Source organism: Pseudomonas sp. MWU16-30316 (assembly GCF_020515645.1).
Lineage (GTDB): Bacteria > Pseudomonadota > Gammaproteobacteria > Pseudomonadales > Pseudomonadaceae > Aquipseudomonas > Aquipseudomonas cerasi.
In genome coordinates this window covers 1-16,056 of the sequence record NZ_JAIZAZ010000009.1, presented here as the reverse complement: position 1 = coordinate 16,056, position 16,056 = coordinate 1, and the positions used below count along the sequence as shown (strand labels likewise).

Below are 16,056 nucleotides of genomic sequence, written 5' to 3'. Positions count from 1 at the left end.
AACGCACCGTCGGGCGGGTGGTTGGGTAGAATCATGGCGCGCCGTGATGACAATCATGTTTTAACACCCGCCCTATAAAGGAATATCCATGAGCCAGCCTTACAGTGCGCGCAGTCGCGCCATAGAACCTTTTCATGTCATGGCATTGCTGGCGCGTGCCAATGAATTGCAGGCGGCGGGTCATGACGTTATTCACCTTGAAATCGGCGAGCCCGATTTCACCACTGCGCAGCCCATCATAAAGGCTGGCCAGGCGGCGCTGGCAGACGGCAAAACGCGCTACACCGCCGCGCGCGGTCTGCCGCAACTGCGTGAGGCCATTTCCGGGTTTTATGCTCAGCGTTACGGCGTCGACATCGATCCTCAGCGGATTCTGGTCACGCCGGGCGGTTCAGGCGCCTTATTGCTGACCAGCAGTCTGTTGGTTGATCCGGGCAAACACTGGTTGCTGGCCGACCCTGGCTACCCGTGCAATCGACACTTTTTGCGGTTGATAGAAGGCGAGGCGCAACTGGTGCCGGTCGGTCCGCAGGAGCGCTATCAACTGACCCCCGAGCTGGTGGCCACGCACTGGAACCCGAACAGTGTCGGCGCGCTGGTGGCATCGCCGGCCAATCCGACCGGCACTCTATTGAGTCGTGACGAACTGGCAGCCTTGTCTCAGGCACTGAAAGCCCGCAATGGCCATTTGGTGGTGGACGAGATCTATCACGGCCTGACCTACGGTGTGGATGCCAGTAGCGTGCTGGAAGTGGATAACGACGCTTTCGTTCTCAATAGTTTTTCAAAGTATTTCGGCATGACCGGGTGGCGTTTGGGGTGGCTGGTCGCACCACAGGATGCGGTGGCCTATCTGGAAAAACTGGCCCAGAACCTCTACATCAGCGCGCCGAGCATGGCGCAACATGCGGCGCTTGCCTGTTTTGAGCCGCAGACACTGACCATACTCGAGCAACGGCGCGCCGAGTTCGGCCGCCGCCGGGACTTTCTGCTGCCAGCGCTGCGCGAGCTGGGTTTCGGTATCGCCGTCGAGCCGGAAGGGGCCTTCTATTTGTATGCGGATATCTCCGCGTTTGGCGGTGATGCCTTTGCCTTTTGCCGGCACTTTCTGGAAACCGAGCACGTCGCCTTTACACCGGGGCTGGACTTCGGCCGTTTCCAGGCCGGGCACCACGTGCGCTTTGCCTATACGCAAAGCCTGCCGCGCCTTGAACAGGCGGTCGAGCGAATCGCTCGCGGTTTGCGTAGCTGGGGCGTCTGATGCGTTTTTCTCCGCAGCTTGAACAGGGTCGTCTGCTGGTGCGTTACAAGCGTTTTCTCGCTGATATCGAAACCGATAGCGGTGAGTTGCTGACCATTCACTGCCCTAACACCGGGTCGATGCTCAACTGCATGATGCCCGGCGGGCGCGTGTGGTTCAGTCGCTCGAATGACCCCAAGCGCAAACTGCCGGGCACTTGGGAAATCAGCGAAACCCCGCAGGGTCGCCTGGCCTGTATCAATACCGGACGGGCCAATACGCTGGTTGAAGAGGCCTTGCGCGCCGGGGTCATCAGCGAACTGACGGGTTTCACGGCGCTCAAGCGCGAGGTGGCCTACGGCCAGGAAAAAAGCCGTGTGGACTTTCGTCTGGAGTACCCGGATGGCTACCTGTACCTGGAAGTAAAAAGTGTCACTTTGGGGTTCGATGGTTCCAGCGTGGCGGCATTCCCCGATGCGGTGACCCAGCGTGGCGCGCGGCACCTGCGCGAACTGGCGACGCTGGCGCGCGAAGGCGTGCGCGCCGTGCTGTTGTATTGCGTCAATCTCACCGGTGTGGACGCTGTGCGGCCTGCGCAGGAGATTGATCCTGCCTACGCAGCGGCGTTGCGTGAAGCCGTTGATGCCGGTGTGCAAATTCTTGCCTACGGTGCGCAACTGACGTCTGAAGAGATCTTTATTGACCGGCGTCTGCAAGTACTCGGGCTGGATTGAGGCATCCGGGTACAGGCGGTTCAGTCCCCTTCATGCATCCAACTGCAGCGACACCCAGATGCCCTCGGCGTCTTCACGGCTTTTGATGACGGTCAGGGACTGGCCTTCACAAGGCCCGGCCACGCATTCGCCGTTCTCGATCAGAAACAATGCTCCATGCGTAGCGCACTGGATCAGGCTTGCGCTGCTGTCCAGAAATTGATCAGGTTGCCATTCCAGGGGAACGCCGCGATGCGGGCAGCGGTTTTTGTAGACGAAGACCTCTCCCTGACGGCGCACGGCAAACAACGCATGTTCGCCCAGCTCGAAGCCTTTGCTGTGAGCTTCGGGCAGGTGGCTTGAAGTGCAGAGGAATATCAAGAAGCCTCCATAGGCCGGTTCTTCGGGGGCCAGTTTTTGGGTTGATGCCTGATCGGACAAGTCTGGCATTTTCTTCGGATCGATGCGCTGCGTTACGTTGAGGTCATTACAGGCTGCGTCGGTCCTTTCCTGTCTTTTTGTAGCTTTCGTCTCTAAGCGCACCGCCCGCGCCCGCAAGCCTTGCAGCCGTATATCGTCGGCTCATGTTTTGCAGAGCGGAAACACTATGAAAGAGATGACAGCAGATGATGAGCGACTGGCGCGTCAGGTCATCGGGCTGCTTGAGCTGTTCGCCCTCAATACAGATGACACGGAGCAGCGCATAGTCGGCATCTGTCGGCGTGCATGCACGCCTGTGGGACCGGTCGCAGCGGTCAGCGTCCAGCAACGTTTCGTGTGCCTGGCGCGCACCACGCTGGATCGCCTACAGGCTCGTCACATCAAGGTCATCGCCGTGGTCAATTTTCCTCATGGCAGCAGCAATGTTCAGTCGGTCATCGCGCAGGTATGCGCTGCGCTGATGGCGGGCGCGGACGAGATCGACGTCGTCTACCCCTTTCGCGCGCTGCTCGGCGGAGACCGGCAACCCGGCCTGGCGATGATCTCGGCGTGTTCGGCCTTGTGTGCCGGGCAGGTCAGGCTTACAGCGACCCTTGAAACCGGTGACTTGCGCGACTCGCAAATGATCCTCAATGCGTGCCGCGATGCAATCGTCTCAGGCGCCGACTTTATCAAGACCAGCACCGGCAAGGCCGCCACGCATGTCACGCCGCAGGCTGCACGGGTCATGCTGGAGTCGATTGCGGACGTAGGCGGGCAGGTGGGGCTGAAGGTTGCAGGCGGGATCCGTACGTTCGACGAGACACGTGTTTACATGGCTCTGGTCCGCGCCCGGTTTGGTCTGCAATGGATCAACGCCGGGCGTTTACGGCTGGGAGGATCGAGCTTGCTGGACGATTTGCTGGCAAGACTGGGCCTGCTTGAGTCGCATGGCGGCGGCGATGGTTTTTGAGTGTTCGTTGGTTTTGCGCCGGACAAAAAAAGACCCGGCAAAGAGCCGGGTCAAAAACCGTGATTAGCCTGATGAGGAGATAATCTGAAAGTCCGAACCAAGGTCTTTCAGGCTACCGTCCAGTCTCGCGACCGGATGTGATAATCATAACGATTCTCATTTGTAAGTCAACATTTCTTTTGGTCGTACGGGCGCCGGTGCCTGCTTATGATCCAGGCAGGGTATTCAAGGATTAAAAAGTGCGGGGCACAGCGTAGCGTCAGTGGCGACGGGGCTGCTCATGCGAGAGAAGAAGGGGTGAAAGCAGGACAATACATCGCCAGCCTGCCGTGCATCGCGCATGCAGGCTGCAACGTTTTTGCGGTATCAGTGGGTACGGTAGCGCAGGCGCGTGCCGAAATTCACCGACATCAGAATCTCGTCAGCCGAGAGCTCAGCCGGGAAGAACACCCCTGAAATCTGAGCGTGAGCGATGCTCGCACCTTCCATCGGTGTATTGCGCAGGTCCAGGCCACGAAGGTCGGCAGAGCGAAAATAAGCGTCGGTGAAGTCGATATTGGCGGTGTCCAGCGCGCGAAGGTCCAGCCCCCTGAAGTCGCCCCCGACCATATCAATGGTGCCGGTTCGTGGTTTCTCTTGATTGAAACCTTCGACATCATCTTTGCGCAGCAGCATATAAAGCGGTGAGTCGATCTGTTTGGGGTGGCTCATGATGGCCTCGCACATGTCATTGCGTTGGAATTATGGCGCCATTATATCGCCATCATCTTGAGGCCGTGAAGCGTTAACCGCTCAACGGCCATGTGTCTTTTTACAGGCCCGGCAGGCGCTGGCGCAGGTTGTCGATAAGGCTGTCCAGGTCGCTGCTGACGTTGGTTGCAACCTTCTTGCTGCGCAGGATCTCGTCGGCGCCGAGCGGCTCGCGACTGGCCTGCTGAGCCTCGATGACTTCCAGCGTCGCGTCAGACGGATCGTTGTCCTGCGCCTGACGCTGCGCAAGCCAGCCAGCGATCACAGCCTGTGGCGCTTCGCAATCCAGAATCAGGAACGGCACACCGGTGTTTTCCGCAATCTTTGCCGCCGCATCGCGCTGCTCGCGCTTCAGGTAGGTGGCATCGATCACCACCGAGAAGCCCGCGCGCAGGGTTGCGGTAGCAAGCTCATGCAGGCGCGCATAGGTTGCGCCGCTGGCTTGCGCGTCGTACAGATCCTGATTCTGGCCGGCAAACAGGCGCTTGCGCTCTACGTCCGAGCGCAGGCGGATGGCGCCCAGCGATTCCACCAGACGCATCGCAACGTGGCTTTTGCCGACGGCAGAGACACCGTGGGTAATCGTCAGAAACGGTGAAGGGATGGCGCTGTAGCTCTCTGCCAGATTGGCATAGTTGCGGTATTGACGAAGCGTCGCTGCGCGCTGCAAGCCGTCGGCATCGGCTGGCTGGCTGAACAACGCCACCTTGGCACGAACCATTGCGCGGTAGGCCTTGTAGAAATTCAACAGCTCCAGGCCTGCATAGTCGCCGGTGACTTCCAGGTACTGACTGATCAAGCGCCGCGACAGCGACTTCAGGCCACGGTCTTCAAGGTCCATTGCCAGAAAGCCGATGTCGGCGTAGACATCGGTCTTGCGGAACGGCTCGTTGAACTCGATGCAGTCGAACAGCACGACCTTGCCATCAATCACCGTCGCGTTGCCCAGATGAATGTCGCCATGGCATTCGCGGATGAACCCGTCGGCCTTGCGGTGAGACAGCAGCGGCTTGAGTCGCGCAAAGCTCGACTCTGCCCACGCCTGCAGGGCATCAAGCTGTGCCAGGTCGGATTTTTCGCTGATCAGCGGGCGAATCTGCTCGAAATTCTGTACCACCGGGGCCATCACGCTGTCAGGCGAGCCGAGTTCGCTTTCAGCCCCGACCTGCGGCGAGGTCAGGTGAAAACCGGCAATCTGGTGCGCCAGTTCGTCGATGTGCGCAGTCGTCACTTCACCGTTGGCCTGCAGTGTGCTCAGCAGGCCGTCCTGCGAGAACTGCTTCATCTTCAGCGCGTATTCGATGGCTTCGCCGTCGCCGCCCAGTTGCGGCGCGTCCGCTGTGCCGGTGATCGGCAGGACTTCGATGTAGAGGTCGTCGGTCAGGCGCTGATTCAGGCGCAACTCTTCCTCACAGAAATGCTTGCGCAGGGCCAGCGTGGTGAAGTCCAGAAAGCCGAAGTTCATCGGTTTTTTGAATTTGTAGGCGTATGGACCCGTCAGCAGCACCCAGGAAATGTGCGTTTCAATGACCTGGAAACTCTCCACCGGATGGGGGAAGAGGGCAGGGTTCTGCAGGGCAGCAATCAAAGACTGGCTCACGGTCGATCCTTCAGGAATGTGTTCAAAATGTAAGTACACGATGCCGCCATTATGGCCGCTTGGCGCGAGGCTGCAAACCGCTGACTCGGGCGTCTGTCGATCCTCGGTAAAGTGCGTATAATCCGCGCCCATGACTCGATCCCGCACCTCTCGTTCTGCAAAAAAACAACCTCCCCGCAGCCTTAACAAGTGGCTGGGCTGGGCGCTGAAGCTTGGTATTGTCGGCCTGGTTCTGCTGGGCGGCCTGGCCATTTACCTGGATGCCATCGTCCAGGAAAAATTCTCCGGCAAGCGCTGGACCATCCCGGCCAAGGTCTATGCACGGCCGCTGGAACTTTTCGTCGGACAGAAGCTGAGCCGCGATGACTTTCTCATCGAGCTGGACGCCCTGGGCTATCGCCGCGAAAGCGTGGCGAACGGGCCCGGCGCCGCAGCGGTGAACGGCAATACCGTCGACCTCAACACACGTGGTTTCCAGTTCTACGAAGGCACTGACGCAGCGCAGCAGGTTCGCGTGCGCTTTTCCGGTGACTACGTAGCCGACCTGTCGTCGGGCAATGGAGCCAAGCTTGCGGTGGCGCGGCTTGAACCCTTGCTGATCGGCGGTCTTTACCCGAAGAATCTGGAAGACCGGATCCTGATCAAGCTGGATCAGGCGCCGCCCTATCTGCTCGACGGGCTGGTAGCGGTCGAGGACCGGGATTTCTATCACCACTTCGGCGTGTCGCCCAAGTCCATTGCCCGGGCGATCTGGGTCAATACCTCACAGGGGCAGATGCGCCAGGGCGGCAGCACGCTGACCCAGCAGTTGGTCAAGAACTTCTACCTGACCAACGAGCGCAGCCTCACCCGTAAGCTGACCGAAGCCATGATGGCCGTTCTGCTGGAGATCCATTACAGCAAGCAGGAAATCCTCGAGGCCTATCTCAACGAAGTGTTCGTCGGGCAGGACGGCCAGCGTGCCGTTCACGGTTTCGGTCTGGCCAGCCAGTATTTCTTCAGCCAGCCGCTCTCCGAACTGAAAATCCATCAGGTGGCGATGCTGGTCGGTCTGGTCAAAGGGCCTTCCTTCTACAACCCGCGTCGCAATCCGGAGCGTGCTCTGGAGCGTCGCAATCTGGTGCTCGACCTGTTCGAGCAGCAGGGCGTCGCTACTCCGGAAGTGGTTGCCGCTGCGAAGAAAATGCCACTGGGTGTGACCAAGACCGGGACCCTCGCCGACAGTTCGTTTCCGGCGTTCCTCGATCTGGTCAAGCGTCAGCTGCGCGAAGACTATCGTGACGAAGACTTGACCGAAGAAGGGTTGCGGATCTTTACCAGCTTCGATCCGATCCTGCAGATGAAGTCCCAGGCTGCCATGGACGATACATTCAAGAAGCTCGCCGGGCGCAAGGGCTCTGACGAGGTGGAGTCGGCCATGGTCGTCACCAACCCTGAAACCGGCGAAGTACAGGCGTTGATCGGCGGGCGTGAGGCCGGGTTCTCGGGCTTCAATCGGGCGATCGACGCGGTACGGCCGATCGGCTCGCTGGTCAAGCCGGCTATCTACCTGACGGCACTCGAACGGCCAAGCCAGTACACATTGACCAGCTGGATCGCCGACGAACTGTTTCAGGTCAAAGGCGCCGATGGCCAGATCTGGAAACCACAGAACTACGATCGCAAGTCACACGGCAATATCTTTCTGTATCAGGGGCTGGCGCATTCGTACAACCTTTCGACCGCCAAGCTGGGTCTTGAGCTGGGCATTCCAAACGTGTTCAAGACCCTCGCCAAGCTGGGTGTGACGCGCGAATGGCCTGCCTATCCGTCGATGCTGCTGGGTGCGGGTGGCTTGAGTCCGATGGAAGTGGCCACCATGTATCAGACCATTGCCAGCGGTGGGTTCAATACGCCGATGCGCGGTATTCGCAGTGTGCTCACCGCTGAAGGCGAGCCGCTCAAACGTTATCCGTTCCAGATTGAACAGCGCTTCGATCCGGGTGCCATATACCTGGTGCAGAATGCGATGCAGCGGGTGATGCGCGAAGGTACGGGCAAATCTGTTTACAACGTGTTGCCGAGCTCGTTGAATCTGGCAGGCAAGACCGGCACCAGTAACGACTCTCGCGATAGCTGGTTTGCCGGGTTCAGTCAGGACCTGCTGGCCGTGGTGTGGATGGGCCGCGATGACAACGGCAAGACACCGTTTACCGGTGCTACCGGTGCCCTGCAGGTCTGGACCAGTTTCATGCGCAAGGCCGGTCCGCTGCCGCTGGACATGGCGATGCCGGACAACGTCGTTCAGGCGTGGGTCGATGCACAGACCGGTCAGGGTTCGGATGCAAGCTGCCCGAATGCCGTGCAGATGCCGTATATTCGCGGCAGTGAGCCCCAGCCCGGCGCGACATGCGGCGGCGCTCCGGCACCTGCCACTGAGGTGATGGACTGGGTCAAGGGTTGGTTGAACTAGGCAATCGAGGTTTTGAAGTGAATAAATGGTGGATTCCAGCTTTAACGGCACTGGCCTTGCTGAACGGCTGCGCCAGTGTGGAACGCGGCTCGATTCCGGTCGTGGATTCGAGCTCCAAGGTGTCCAACGGCGAACGTGCGGCCGCTTCGCGTAACGGTACTTACCGCACCAACACCGCGCCGGTGCAACAGCAGCCGCAAGCCGTACCGCAGGACTCGGGCGTCGTAGTGATGGTGCCGGGCGCGGGTGGTGCTGATGCCGGGCAGAGTTTCTCTGCGCCAGCCACTCAGGCGCCGTTCAGTGTCAACACTCCGCCTGTCGATGCCGCCCCGGTCAATCAGGCCCCGGTCAGTCAGGCTCCTGCGAATAACAGTTACAGCATGCCGGCTGCCTCTGCCCCGACCGGAATCCCGTCCAGCGGTGGCGGTCTGTCGGAGGACGAACAGCTTGATGGTCCTGTACTGGCATTGCTGACCACCGCGCAGCAACAGCAGAGCAGCGGCGATCTCAATGGCGCGTCGTCCAGTCTCGAGCGTGCGCAGCGGGTTGCACCGCGTGAGCCGCAAGTGCTCTATCGTCTGGCTCAGGTTCGTCTGGCTCAGGGCGATGCGGCCCAGGCCGAGCAACTGGCACGTCGTGGTCTGACTTACGCCAACGGACGCACCAGCCTTCAGGCCAGCCTGTGGGGATTGATCGCTCAGTCACGCGAAAAGCAGGGTGATGCGGCCGGTGCCGCCCTGGCTCGTCAAAAGGCTCGCTGATGGACGGACGTTTGCCTGAGGTTGCCGAGCAACTGTTGTTGATAGAGCGCGAGTTGCGCTTGCTGGGCTGGTGGGATACGACACCGCCCAGCGAGCAGGCGCTCGCCAGTCAGGAACCGTTCAGCGTCGATACTCTGGAGTTCGCCCAGTGGCTGCAATGGATTTTCCTGCCGCGGATGAAGGTCATCCTTGAACGCGACCTGCCATTGCCCAATGCTTCCGGCATTCTGGAAATGGCCGAGATGGTCTATGCCGGGTGCATGACTGAAACCCGGCAACTGCAAGCGCATCTGGCGCGGTTCGACCAGCTGATTACAGCAGCGCGCTGATCGGCGCGCTTCTATCGGCAGTATTCGCTGATAGCCCTGTTGGTTTCTTCGATACGCGTCTTGCGGTTCTCATCCGTAAGGCGCCTCGATTCCCCTCCCACCTGCTCACGCACGCGCGGATTGTTCTGCAACTGCGCGAGATTGGTGCGCAAGGTCTCGCAACTTTCCGCGCGCTTGGCTTCCTGAGCCTTCACCTGGCTTTTGACTTTCTGGTCAATCTCGCGTTGCTGCGCAGCCCCGTCGTCCGCTGGCATGCCCGGCGCGGCGGCAGGTGGCGGTGTCTGCACATTGATTTCCTGTACCTGCTGACCAGTAGGCGGCTGGGCATCGAAGTGCGTCACACCCTGGGCATCCACCCACTTATAGATTGAAGCGGCCTGGCTGGTTGCGCTGATGGCCAGCGCAGCGGCGAGAATCATCCAGTGCATGTCGGGTCCTTGAAAGTCTGTGCATGCAGAAAGCTACCATAACAGTGCATTTCAGTCCGAAACGGTGCGATTTCACTCGTCGGGTGTCAAGAAAGCGCACGGATCGCTTGACTTGAAGGGGGGGAATCACAACAATCCAAAGTTCGCTGTAGAAGGACTGCCAGAAGCAGACCCTCTCGGTAGATCATGAGGCGCACACCCGCGCCGACCTGTAACACCCGCAACGCGTTACCTCGCGCTGGGTGGGAATGTTCCGCAACACTCAGGGACCTCCCAATACTTGCTCAGTCAGTGCTGACGTAGTCGGCGACCACCGTCGCTCATGCTCTGCTGGCAGTAAACCTATTAAGACCCGTCCCGGAGTGGGCGGTATTCTGGCGTTTTAGAGGTGAACAACGTGGAGCTTTTATCTGGCGCTGAAATGGTCGTCCGCTTTTTGCGTGACGAAGGCGTTGAGCATATCTATGGGTACCCCGGTGGTGCCCTCCTGCATGTCTACGATGCCCTGTTCAAAGAACCGGCGGTGAGCCACATCCTTGTTCGCCACGAGCAGGCTGCCACGCACATGGCTGATGGCTATGCGCGGGCGACCGGCAAGGCGGGCGTGGTGCTGGTGACTTCGGGTCCTGGTGCAACCAATGCCATTACCGGTATCGCCACGGCGTACATGGACTCCATTCCGATGGTGGTCCTGTCCGGTCAGGTAGCCAGTACGCTGGTGGGCACCGATGCGTTCCAGGAGACCGACATGATCGGTATCTCCCGGCCGATCGTGAAGCACAGCTTCATGATCAAGCACCCGTCGGAAATCCCGGAAGTCCTGAAGAAGGCGTTCTACCTGGCACAGTCCGGTCGTCCAGGCCCGGTGGTCGTCGATATTCCGAAGGACATGACCAACCCGGCCGAAAAATTCGAATACGTCTTTCCGAAAAAAGCCAAGCTGCGTTCCTACAGCCCGGCGGTTCGTGGCCATTCCGGTCAGATCCGCAAGGCCGTCGAAATGCTGCTGGCGGCCAAGCGCCCGATCGTCTACGCCGGTGGCGGAGTGATCATGGGCAATGCTTCGGCGCAACTGACCGAACTGGCGCAACTGCTCGATGCACCGGTAACCAATACCCTGATGGGGCTTGGCTGCTATCCGGGCACGGATCGTCAGTTCGTCGGCATGCTCGGGATGCATGGCAGCTACACCGCCAACCTCGCGATGCACCACACCGATGTGATTCTGGCCGTCGGCGCGCGCTTCGATGACCGTGTCATCAACGGCGCCAGCAAGTTCTGCCCGAACGCCAAGATTATCCACATTGATATCGACCCGGCTTCGATCTCCAAGACCATCAAGGCCGACGTGCCTATCGTCGGTCCTGTCGAAAGCGTGCTGACCGAAATGGTCGCCACCTTGAAAGAGATCGGCGAGACACCCGACAAGGCATCCGTTGCCGCGTGGTGGAAGCAGATTGACGAGTGGCGCGGTACGGGTGATCTGTTCCCGTACAACCGTGGCGATGGCACGGTCATCAAGCCGCAGGCCGTTATCGAAACGCTGTGCGAAGTCACCAAGGGCGACGCTTATGTCACCTCGGACGTCGGCCAGCATCAGATGTTCGCTGCGCAGTACTACCGCTTCAACAAGCCGAACCGCTGGATCAACTCCGGCGGTCTGGGCACCATGGGCTTTGGCTTCCCGGCTGCTATGGGCGTCAAGCTGAGCTTCCCCGATGCGCACGTTGCCTGTGTGACCGGTGAAGGCAGCATCCAGATGAACATCCAGGAACTGTCGACCTGCCTGCAGTACGGCCTGCCGGTGAAGATCATTCTGCTCAACAACGGTGTGCTGGGCATGGTCCGCCAGTGGCAGGATATGAGCTACGGCGCGCGTCACTCGCACTCCTACATGGAGTCGCTGCCTGATTTCGTCAAGCTGGTCGAGGCCTATGGCCACGTCGGCATGCGTATCACTGACCTGAAGGATCTGAAGCCGAAGATGGAAGAAGCCTTTGCCATGACTGACCGGCTGGTGTTCATGGACATTCAGGTCGATGTGACCGAGCACGTCTATCCGATGCAAATCAAGGACGGCTCCATGCGCGATATGTGGTTGAGCAAGACGGAGCGGACATAATCATGCGCCATATCATTTCCCTGCTGCTGGAAAACGAACCGGGTGCACTGTCGCGCGTCGTCGGTCTGTTCTCCCAGCGTAATTACAACATCGAAAGCCTGACGGTTGCGCCGACCGAAGACCCGACCCTGTCGCGTCTGACGCTCACCACCGTAGGTCATGATGAGGTGATCGAGCAGATCACCAAGAACCTCAACAAGCTCATCGAAGTGGTCAAGCTGGTCGACCTGTCGGAAAGCGCTCACATCGAGCGCGAACTGATGCTGGTCAAGGTCAAGGCCACTGGCGCGCAGCGTGCCGAGATCAAGCGCACCACGGATATCTTCCGCGGGCAGATCGTCGACGTGACCGCCAGCGTTTACACCGTGCAGCTGAGCGGCACGAGCGACAAACTGGACAGCTTCATTCAGGCCATCGGCACCGCCGCTATCCTGGAAACAGTACGCAGTGGCGTAACGGGCATTGCCCGTGGCGACAAAGTGCTGAGCATTTAAATCAATTAAGCAAATGGCCTGCGTGGCCAAGATAACAGGGGATTTCCATGAAAGTTTTCTACGACAAAGACTGTGACCTTTCGATCATCCAGGGCAAGAAAGTCGCCATCATCGGTTACGGTTCGCAAGGTCACGCCCAGGCGTGCAACCTGAAAGACTCCGGCGTTGATGTCACTGTCGGCCTGCGTAAAGGTTCGGCCACTGTCGCCAAGGCCGAGGCGCATGGCCTGAAAGTGACCGACGTCGCTTCTGCCGTTGCCGCTGCCGACCTGGTCATGATCCTGACCCCGGACGAGTTCCAGTCCCAGCTGTACAAGAACGAAGTCGAGCCGAACCTGAAAAAGGGCGCAACACTGGCGTTCTCCCACGGCTTCGCGATTCACTACAATCAGGTCGTGCCGCGCGCTGACCTCGACGTGATCATGATCGCGCCGAAGGCTCCCGGCCACACCGTGCGTACCGAGTTCGTCAAGGGCGGCGGTATCCCTGACCTGATCGCGGTTTATCAGGATGCTTCCGGCAACGCCAAGAACGTTGCCCTGTCCTACGCTTCGGGCGTTGGCGGCGGCCGTACCGGCATTATCGAAACCACTTTCAAGGACGAGACTGAAACCGATCTGTTCGGCGAGCAGGCTGTTCTGTGCGGCGGTACTGTCGAGCTGGTCAAGGCTGGTTTCGAAACGCTGGTTGAAGCTGGCTATGCGCCGGAAATGGCCTACTTCGAGTGCCTGCACGAACTGAAGCTGATCGTTGACCTTATGTACGAAGGCGGTATCGCCAACATGAACTACTCGATCTCCAACAACGCCGAATACGGCGAATACGTCACCGGCCCTGAAGTCATCAACGCCGAATCCCGTCAGGCCATGCGCAACGCTCTGAAGCGTATCCAGGACGGCGAATACGCGAAGATGTTCATCAGCGAAGGCGCCACCGGCTACCCGTCGATGACTGCCAAGCGTCGTAACAACGCTGCGCACGGCATCGAAATCATCGGTGAAAAACTGCGCTCGATGATGCCTTGGATCGCGGCGAACAAAATCGTCGACAAAGACAAGAACTAAGCTTTTCCGGCTCACCGCCGGACTACAGCTGGTTCACAGGAAAAAGCGCGACCTATCGGTCGCGCTTTTTCGTTATGGGTCAGGCTCTGGTATAAAGCTGCATCGTTTGCAGGCGAACCCTCGCCGCAGACCTGTGTCGAACCTTTTCATACCGCTGCAAGGTAATCTCCATGAGCGAACGTCCTGAAGAGCCCATCAAGGCCTCTGACGCTGAAAGTCTGCTACCTATCGATGAACACGTGGAAGATGGCCATGACGCCGACGGCCGACAGGTCCGGCATCGGGGTATCTATCTGCTTCCCAACCTGTTTACCACGGCGAATCTGTTCGCGGGTTTCTACTCCATCATCAGCTCCATGAGTGCGCAAAGCGCCATGAGCGCCGGTGATTTTGCCGGGGCAAGCAAGTATTTCGCCTTCGCTGCGATTGCGATCTTCGTGGCCATGGTGCTCGACGGCCTGGATGGTCGTGTTGCGCGCATGACCAACACGCAAAGTGCGTTTGGCGCCGAGTACGACTCGCTGTCCGACATGGTTGCCTTCGGTGTGGCACCGGCGTTGCTGGCATTCGGCTGGGCATTGGGCGACATGGGCAAGGTCGGCTGGATGGTTGCCTTCATCTATGTAGCCGGTGCTGCATTGCGTCTGGCGCGCTTCAATACTCAGGTCGGCAAGGCTGACAAGCGCTACTTCATCGGCCTGGCCAGTCCGGCAGCGGCAGGTGTGGTGGCCGGCACGGTCTGGGCATTCAGCGATTTCGGGATTCAAGGCTCCAAGCTGTCGTTTCTCGTCGCATTGCTGGTCGCCGCCGCCGGTATGCTGATGGTCAGTAACATCAAGTACAACAGCTTCAAGGAACTGGACTTGAAGGGGCGGGTGCCTTTTGTTGCGATTCTGGCGGTGGTCCTGGTGTTTGCTGTCGTATTCAGCGACCCGCCGCGCATTTTGCTGCTGATATTCCTCGCGTACGCTCTTTCTGGCCCCATTCAGTATCTGCTACGTCGCCGCAAGGCCTAGTCAAAGATCTAATTTCCACCATACTCCGTAGTCTATAGGTGCATCAGTTCCCTGGCCTGCGGAGTCATCATGCTAATCAAGCTTCCTTCTGCGTCCGACTCCAAAGAGTCGGACGTCACGCCTGAATCCATTTATCTCTCGCGACGCACATTGCTCGCCAGCTCGCTTGCGGGGCTCGCCGTCACAGCAATGCCGCGCTGGGCAGGTGCCGCCGATGCGTCGCGGTATGCCGATGTAGAGCCTGGTAAAGCGCCGGGCTGGTTCGCAGACAAACTGCCCTCCACGAAGTGGCAGGCGGTCAACGTCAAGGACGAGGCGATCACGCCGTTCAAGGACGCGACCCATTACAACAACTTCTATGAGTTCGGTACTGACAAGGGCGATCCTGCCAAGAATGCGGGCTCTCTGCAGACCGAGCCCTGGAGTGTCGTGATCGATGGTGAAGTCGGCAAGCCTGGTCGTTATGCACTCGAAGACTTCATGAAGCCTTATCAGTTGGAAGAGCGGATCTACCGGTTGCGCTGCGTCGAAGCCTGGTCGATGGTCATTCCGTGGATTGGTTTTCCGATCTCTGCGTTACTCAAGCAGGTAGAGCCGACTTCCAAAGCCAAATACATTCGTTTTGAAACGCTGGAAGACGCCAAGTCCATGCCGGGCCAGCGCTCGGACTTTGCCCTGATCGACTGGCCTTATGTAGAAGGGCTGCGTCTGGACGAGGCGATGAACCCTCTGGCGATTCTGGCGGTGGGCATGTACGGACGGGAGCTGCCTAACCAGAATGGCGCACCGTTACGTCTGGTGGTGCCATGGAAATATGGTTTCAAGAGTGTGAAGTCCATCGTGCGTATCAGCCTGGTCAGTGAGCAGCCGAAGACCACCTGGCAAAGCATTGCGGCAAACGAGTATGGCTTCTATGCCAACGTCAACCCGACTGTCGATCATCCGCGCTGGACACAAGCCCGTGAGCGTCGCTTGCCGAGCGGCCTGTTCAGTCCGAATCTGCGCGATACGAAGATGTTCAATGGCTATGAGGAAGAGGTGGGTTCCTTGTATGCCGGCATGGATTTGCGGAAGGACTATTGATGCGATATCCGTTTTTGCGTCTGGCTGTATTTCTTGCCGCTTGCATTGCCCCTGTGTGGTGGTTGTACCAGGCATGGATCTTTGCGCTCGGGCCTGATCCCGGCAAGGTCCTTGTGGAGAACTTCGGAGTGGCGACGTTGGTCATGCTGCTGATCACACTCGCCATGACGCCGTTGCAGCGTCTGACCGGTTGGTCGGGGTGGATCGTGGTGCGTCGCCAGCTGGGCCTATGGTGTTTTGCGTATGCGCTGCTGCACCTGACAATGTACGCGCTGTTCATTCTGGGGCTGGATTGGGGGCAGTTGGGTGTCGAACTGGTCAAGCGTCCTTATATCATCGTCGGTGCGCTGGCGTTCCTTGGGCTGCTTGCGCTGGCGGTGACATCCAACCGCTATAGTCAGCGTCGTCTTGGGGCGCGCTGGAAAAAGCTGCACCGGATCATCTACGTGATTCTGGGACTGGGTTTGCTGCATATGTTCTGGATTGTCCGGGCCGACCTTAAAGAGTGGGCGCTGTATGCGGGGATAGGTGCATTCCTGTTGTTGCTGCGGATTCCCGTGTTTGCTCGGCGAATCCCGCGTCTGGGCGGCGCTGCGAAGGCCAGATCGGTA

16 protein-coding genes are annotated in these 16,056 nt (G+C 59.1%); 12 read left to right on the top strand and 4 right to left on the bottom strand.

Translation table 11 applies throughout. The features are described 5' to 3' along the window. Positions 1 to 88: 88 nt before the first annotated feature. Positions 89 to 1,261 carry a pyridoxal phosphate-dependent aminotransferase gene (locus LCH65_RS23170; RefSeq protein WP_226439831.1) on the top strand — a complete coding sequence of 391 codons (1,173 nt, stop codon included), beginning with the start codon at positions 89 to 91 and terminating at the stop codon, positions 1,259 to 1,261. Next, complete coding sequence (sfsA, locus tag LCH65_RS23165; RefSeq protein ID WP_044310155.1) at positions 1,261 to 1,974, top strand: DNA/RNA nuclease SfsA; 714 nt, start codon at positions 1,261 to 1,263, stop codon at positions 1,972 to 1,974. The genes LCH65_RS23170 and sfsA overlap by 1 nt, the downstream gene beginning before the upstream one ends. A gap of 30 nt (positions 1,975 to 2,004) precedes the next feature. Here the strand turns inward: sfsA and LCH65_RS23160 are convergent, their stop codons facing one another. Next, positions 2,005 to 2,334 carry a Rieske (2Fe-2S) protein gene (locus tag LCH65_RS23160; protein ID WP_058416318.1) on the bottom strand — a complete coding sequence of 110 codons (330 nt, stop codon included), beginning with the start codon at positions 2,332 to 2,334 and terminating at the stop codon, positions 2,005 to 2,007. 226 nt (positions 2,335 to 2,560) lie between these two features. On the opposite strand from LCH65_RS23160, the gene deoC reads away from it, so the two are divergent. Further along, positions 2,561 to 3,346, top strand: a complete 786-nt coding sequence (gene deoC / locus LCH65_RS23155) for a deoxyribose-phosphate aldolase (protein WP_226439830.1) — start codon at positions 2,561 to 2,563, stop codon at positions 3,344 to 3,346. Positions 3,347 to 3,712: 366 nt separating this feature from the next. Here deoC and LCH65_RS23150 read toward each other — a convergent pair whose 3' ends face one another. Then, a complete protein-coding gene (locus LCH65_RS23150) occupies positions 3,713 to 4,057 on the bottom strand; it encodes a pentapeptide repeat-containing protein (RefSeq protein WP_003371360.1) in 345 nt (114 codons plus the stop codon). Positions 4,058 to 4,157: 100 nt separating this feature from the next. Beyond that, positions 4,158 to 5,696 carry a bifunctional aminoglycoside phosphotransferase/ATP-binding protein gene (locus tag LCH65_RS23145; RefSeq protein ID WP_003430670.1) on the bottom strand — a complete coding sequence of 513 codons (1,539 nt, stop codon included), beginning with the start codon at positions 5,694 to 5,696 and terminating at the stop codon, positions 4,158 to 4,160. Between the two features lie 130 nt (positions 5,697 to 5,826). Between LCH65_RS23145 and mrcB the strand changes: the two genes are divergently transcribed. From mrcB to LCH65_RS23130, 3 genes are read left to right on the top strand one after another with little or no spacing between them, the layout of a single operon-like run. Further along, positions 5,827 to 8,148, top strand: a complete 2,322-nt coding sequence (gene mrcB, locus LCH65_RS23140) for a penicillin-binding protein 1B (protein ID WP_003371363.1) — start codon at positions 5,827 to 5,829, stop codon at positions 8,146 to 8,148. Between the two features lie 17 nt (positions 8,149 to 8,165). Further along, the gene (locus LCH65_RS23135; RefSeq protein WP_044310159.1) at positions 8,166 to 8,909 is read left to right on the top strand and encodes a lipoprotein; all 744 of its coding nucleotides are present in this window, start codon (positions 8,166 to 8,168) and stop codon (positions 8,907 to 8,909) included. Next, positions 8,909 to 9,238 (top strand): YqcC family protein, encoded by a 330-nt coding sequence (locus LCH65_RS23130; protein ID WP_003371368.1) that lies wholly within the window; start codon positions 8,909 to 8,911, stop codon positions 9,236 to 9,238. Before LCH65_RS23135 ends, LCH65_RS23130 begins: the two co-directional genes overlap by 1 nt. Positions 9,239 to 9,249: 11 nt before the next feature. Here the strand turns inward: LCH65_RS23130 and LCH65_RS23125 are convergent, their stop codons facing one another. Next, complete coding sequence (locus tag LCH65_RS23125) at positions 9,250 to 9,666, bottom strand: DUF4124 domain-containing protein (protein ID WP_003371370.1); 417 nt, start codon at positions 9,664 to 9,666, stop codon at positions 9,250 to 9,252. A gap of 397 nt (positions 9,667 to 10,063) precedes the next feature. On the opposite strand from LCH65_RS23125, the gene LCH65_RS23120 reads away from it, so the two are divergent. From LCH65_RS23120 to msrQ, 6 genes are all read left to right on the top strand, one after another. Then, positions 10,064 to 11,788, top strand: coding sequence for an acetolactate synthase 3 large subunit (locus tag LCH65_RS23120; RefSeq protein WP_003430666.1), 1,725 nt, complete (start codon positions 10,064 to 10,066; stop codon positions 11,786 to 11,788). Positions 11,789 to 11,790: 2 nt separating this feature from the next. Then, positions 11,791 to 12,282, top strand: coding sequence for an acetolactate synthase small subunit (ilvN, locus tag LCH65_RS23115; RefSeq protein WP_002552075.1), 492 nt, complete (start codon positions 11,791 to 11,793; stop codon positions 12,280 to 12,282). A gap of 47 nt (positions 12,283 to 12,329) precedes the next feature. Further along, positions 12,330 to 13,346: a ketol-acid reductoisomerase gene (gene ilvC / locus LCH65_RS23110; protein WP_002552076.1), complete on the top strand. Its 1,017-nt coding sequence runs from the start codon at positions 12,330 to 12,332 to the stop codon at positions 13,344 to 13,346. A 170-nt stretch (positions 13,347 to 13,516) separates the two neighbouring features. Beyond that, positions 13,517 to 14,362, top strand: coding sequence for a CDP-diacylglycerol--serine O-phosphatidyltransferase (gene pssA, locus LCH65_RS23105; RefSeq protein ID WP_003371380.1), 846 nt, complete (start codon positions 13,517 to 13,519; stop codon positions 14,360 to 14,362). Positions 14,363 to 14,431: 69 nt separating this feature from the next. Further along, positions 14,432 to 15,445 carry a protein-methionine-sulfoxide reductase catalytic subunit MsrP gene (gene msrP / locus LCH65_RS23100; protein WP_003430665.1) on the top strand — a complete coding sequence of 338 codons (1,014 nt, stop codon included), beginning with the start codon at positions 14,432 to 14,434 and terminating at the stop codon, positions 15,443 to 15,445. Then, the coding region (gene msrQ / locus LCH65_RS23095) for a protein-methionine-sulfoxide reductase heme-binding subunit MsrQ (RefSeq protein WP_003371382.1) at positions 15,445 to 16,056 on the top strand (612 nt) is incomplete at its 3' end. The genes msrP and msrQ, both read left to right, overlap by 1 nt.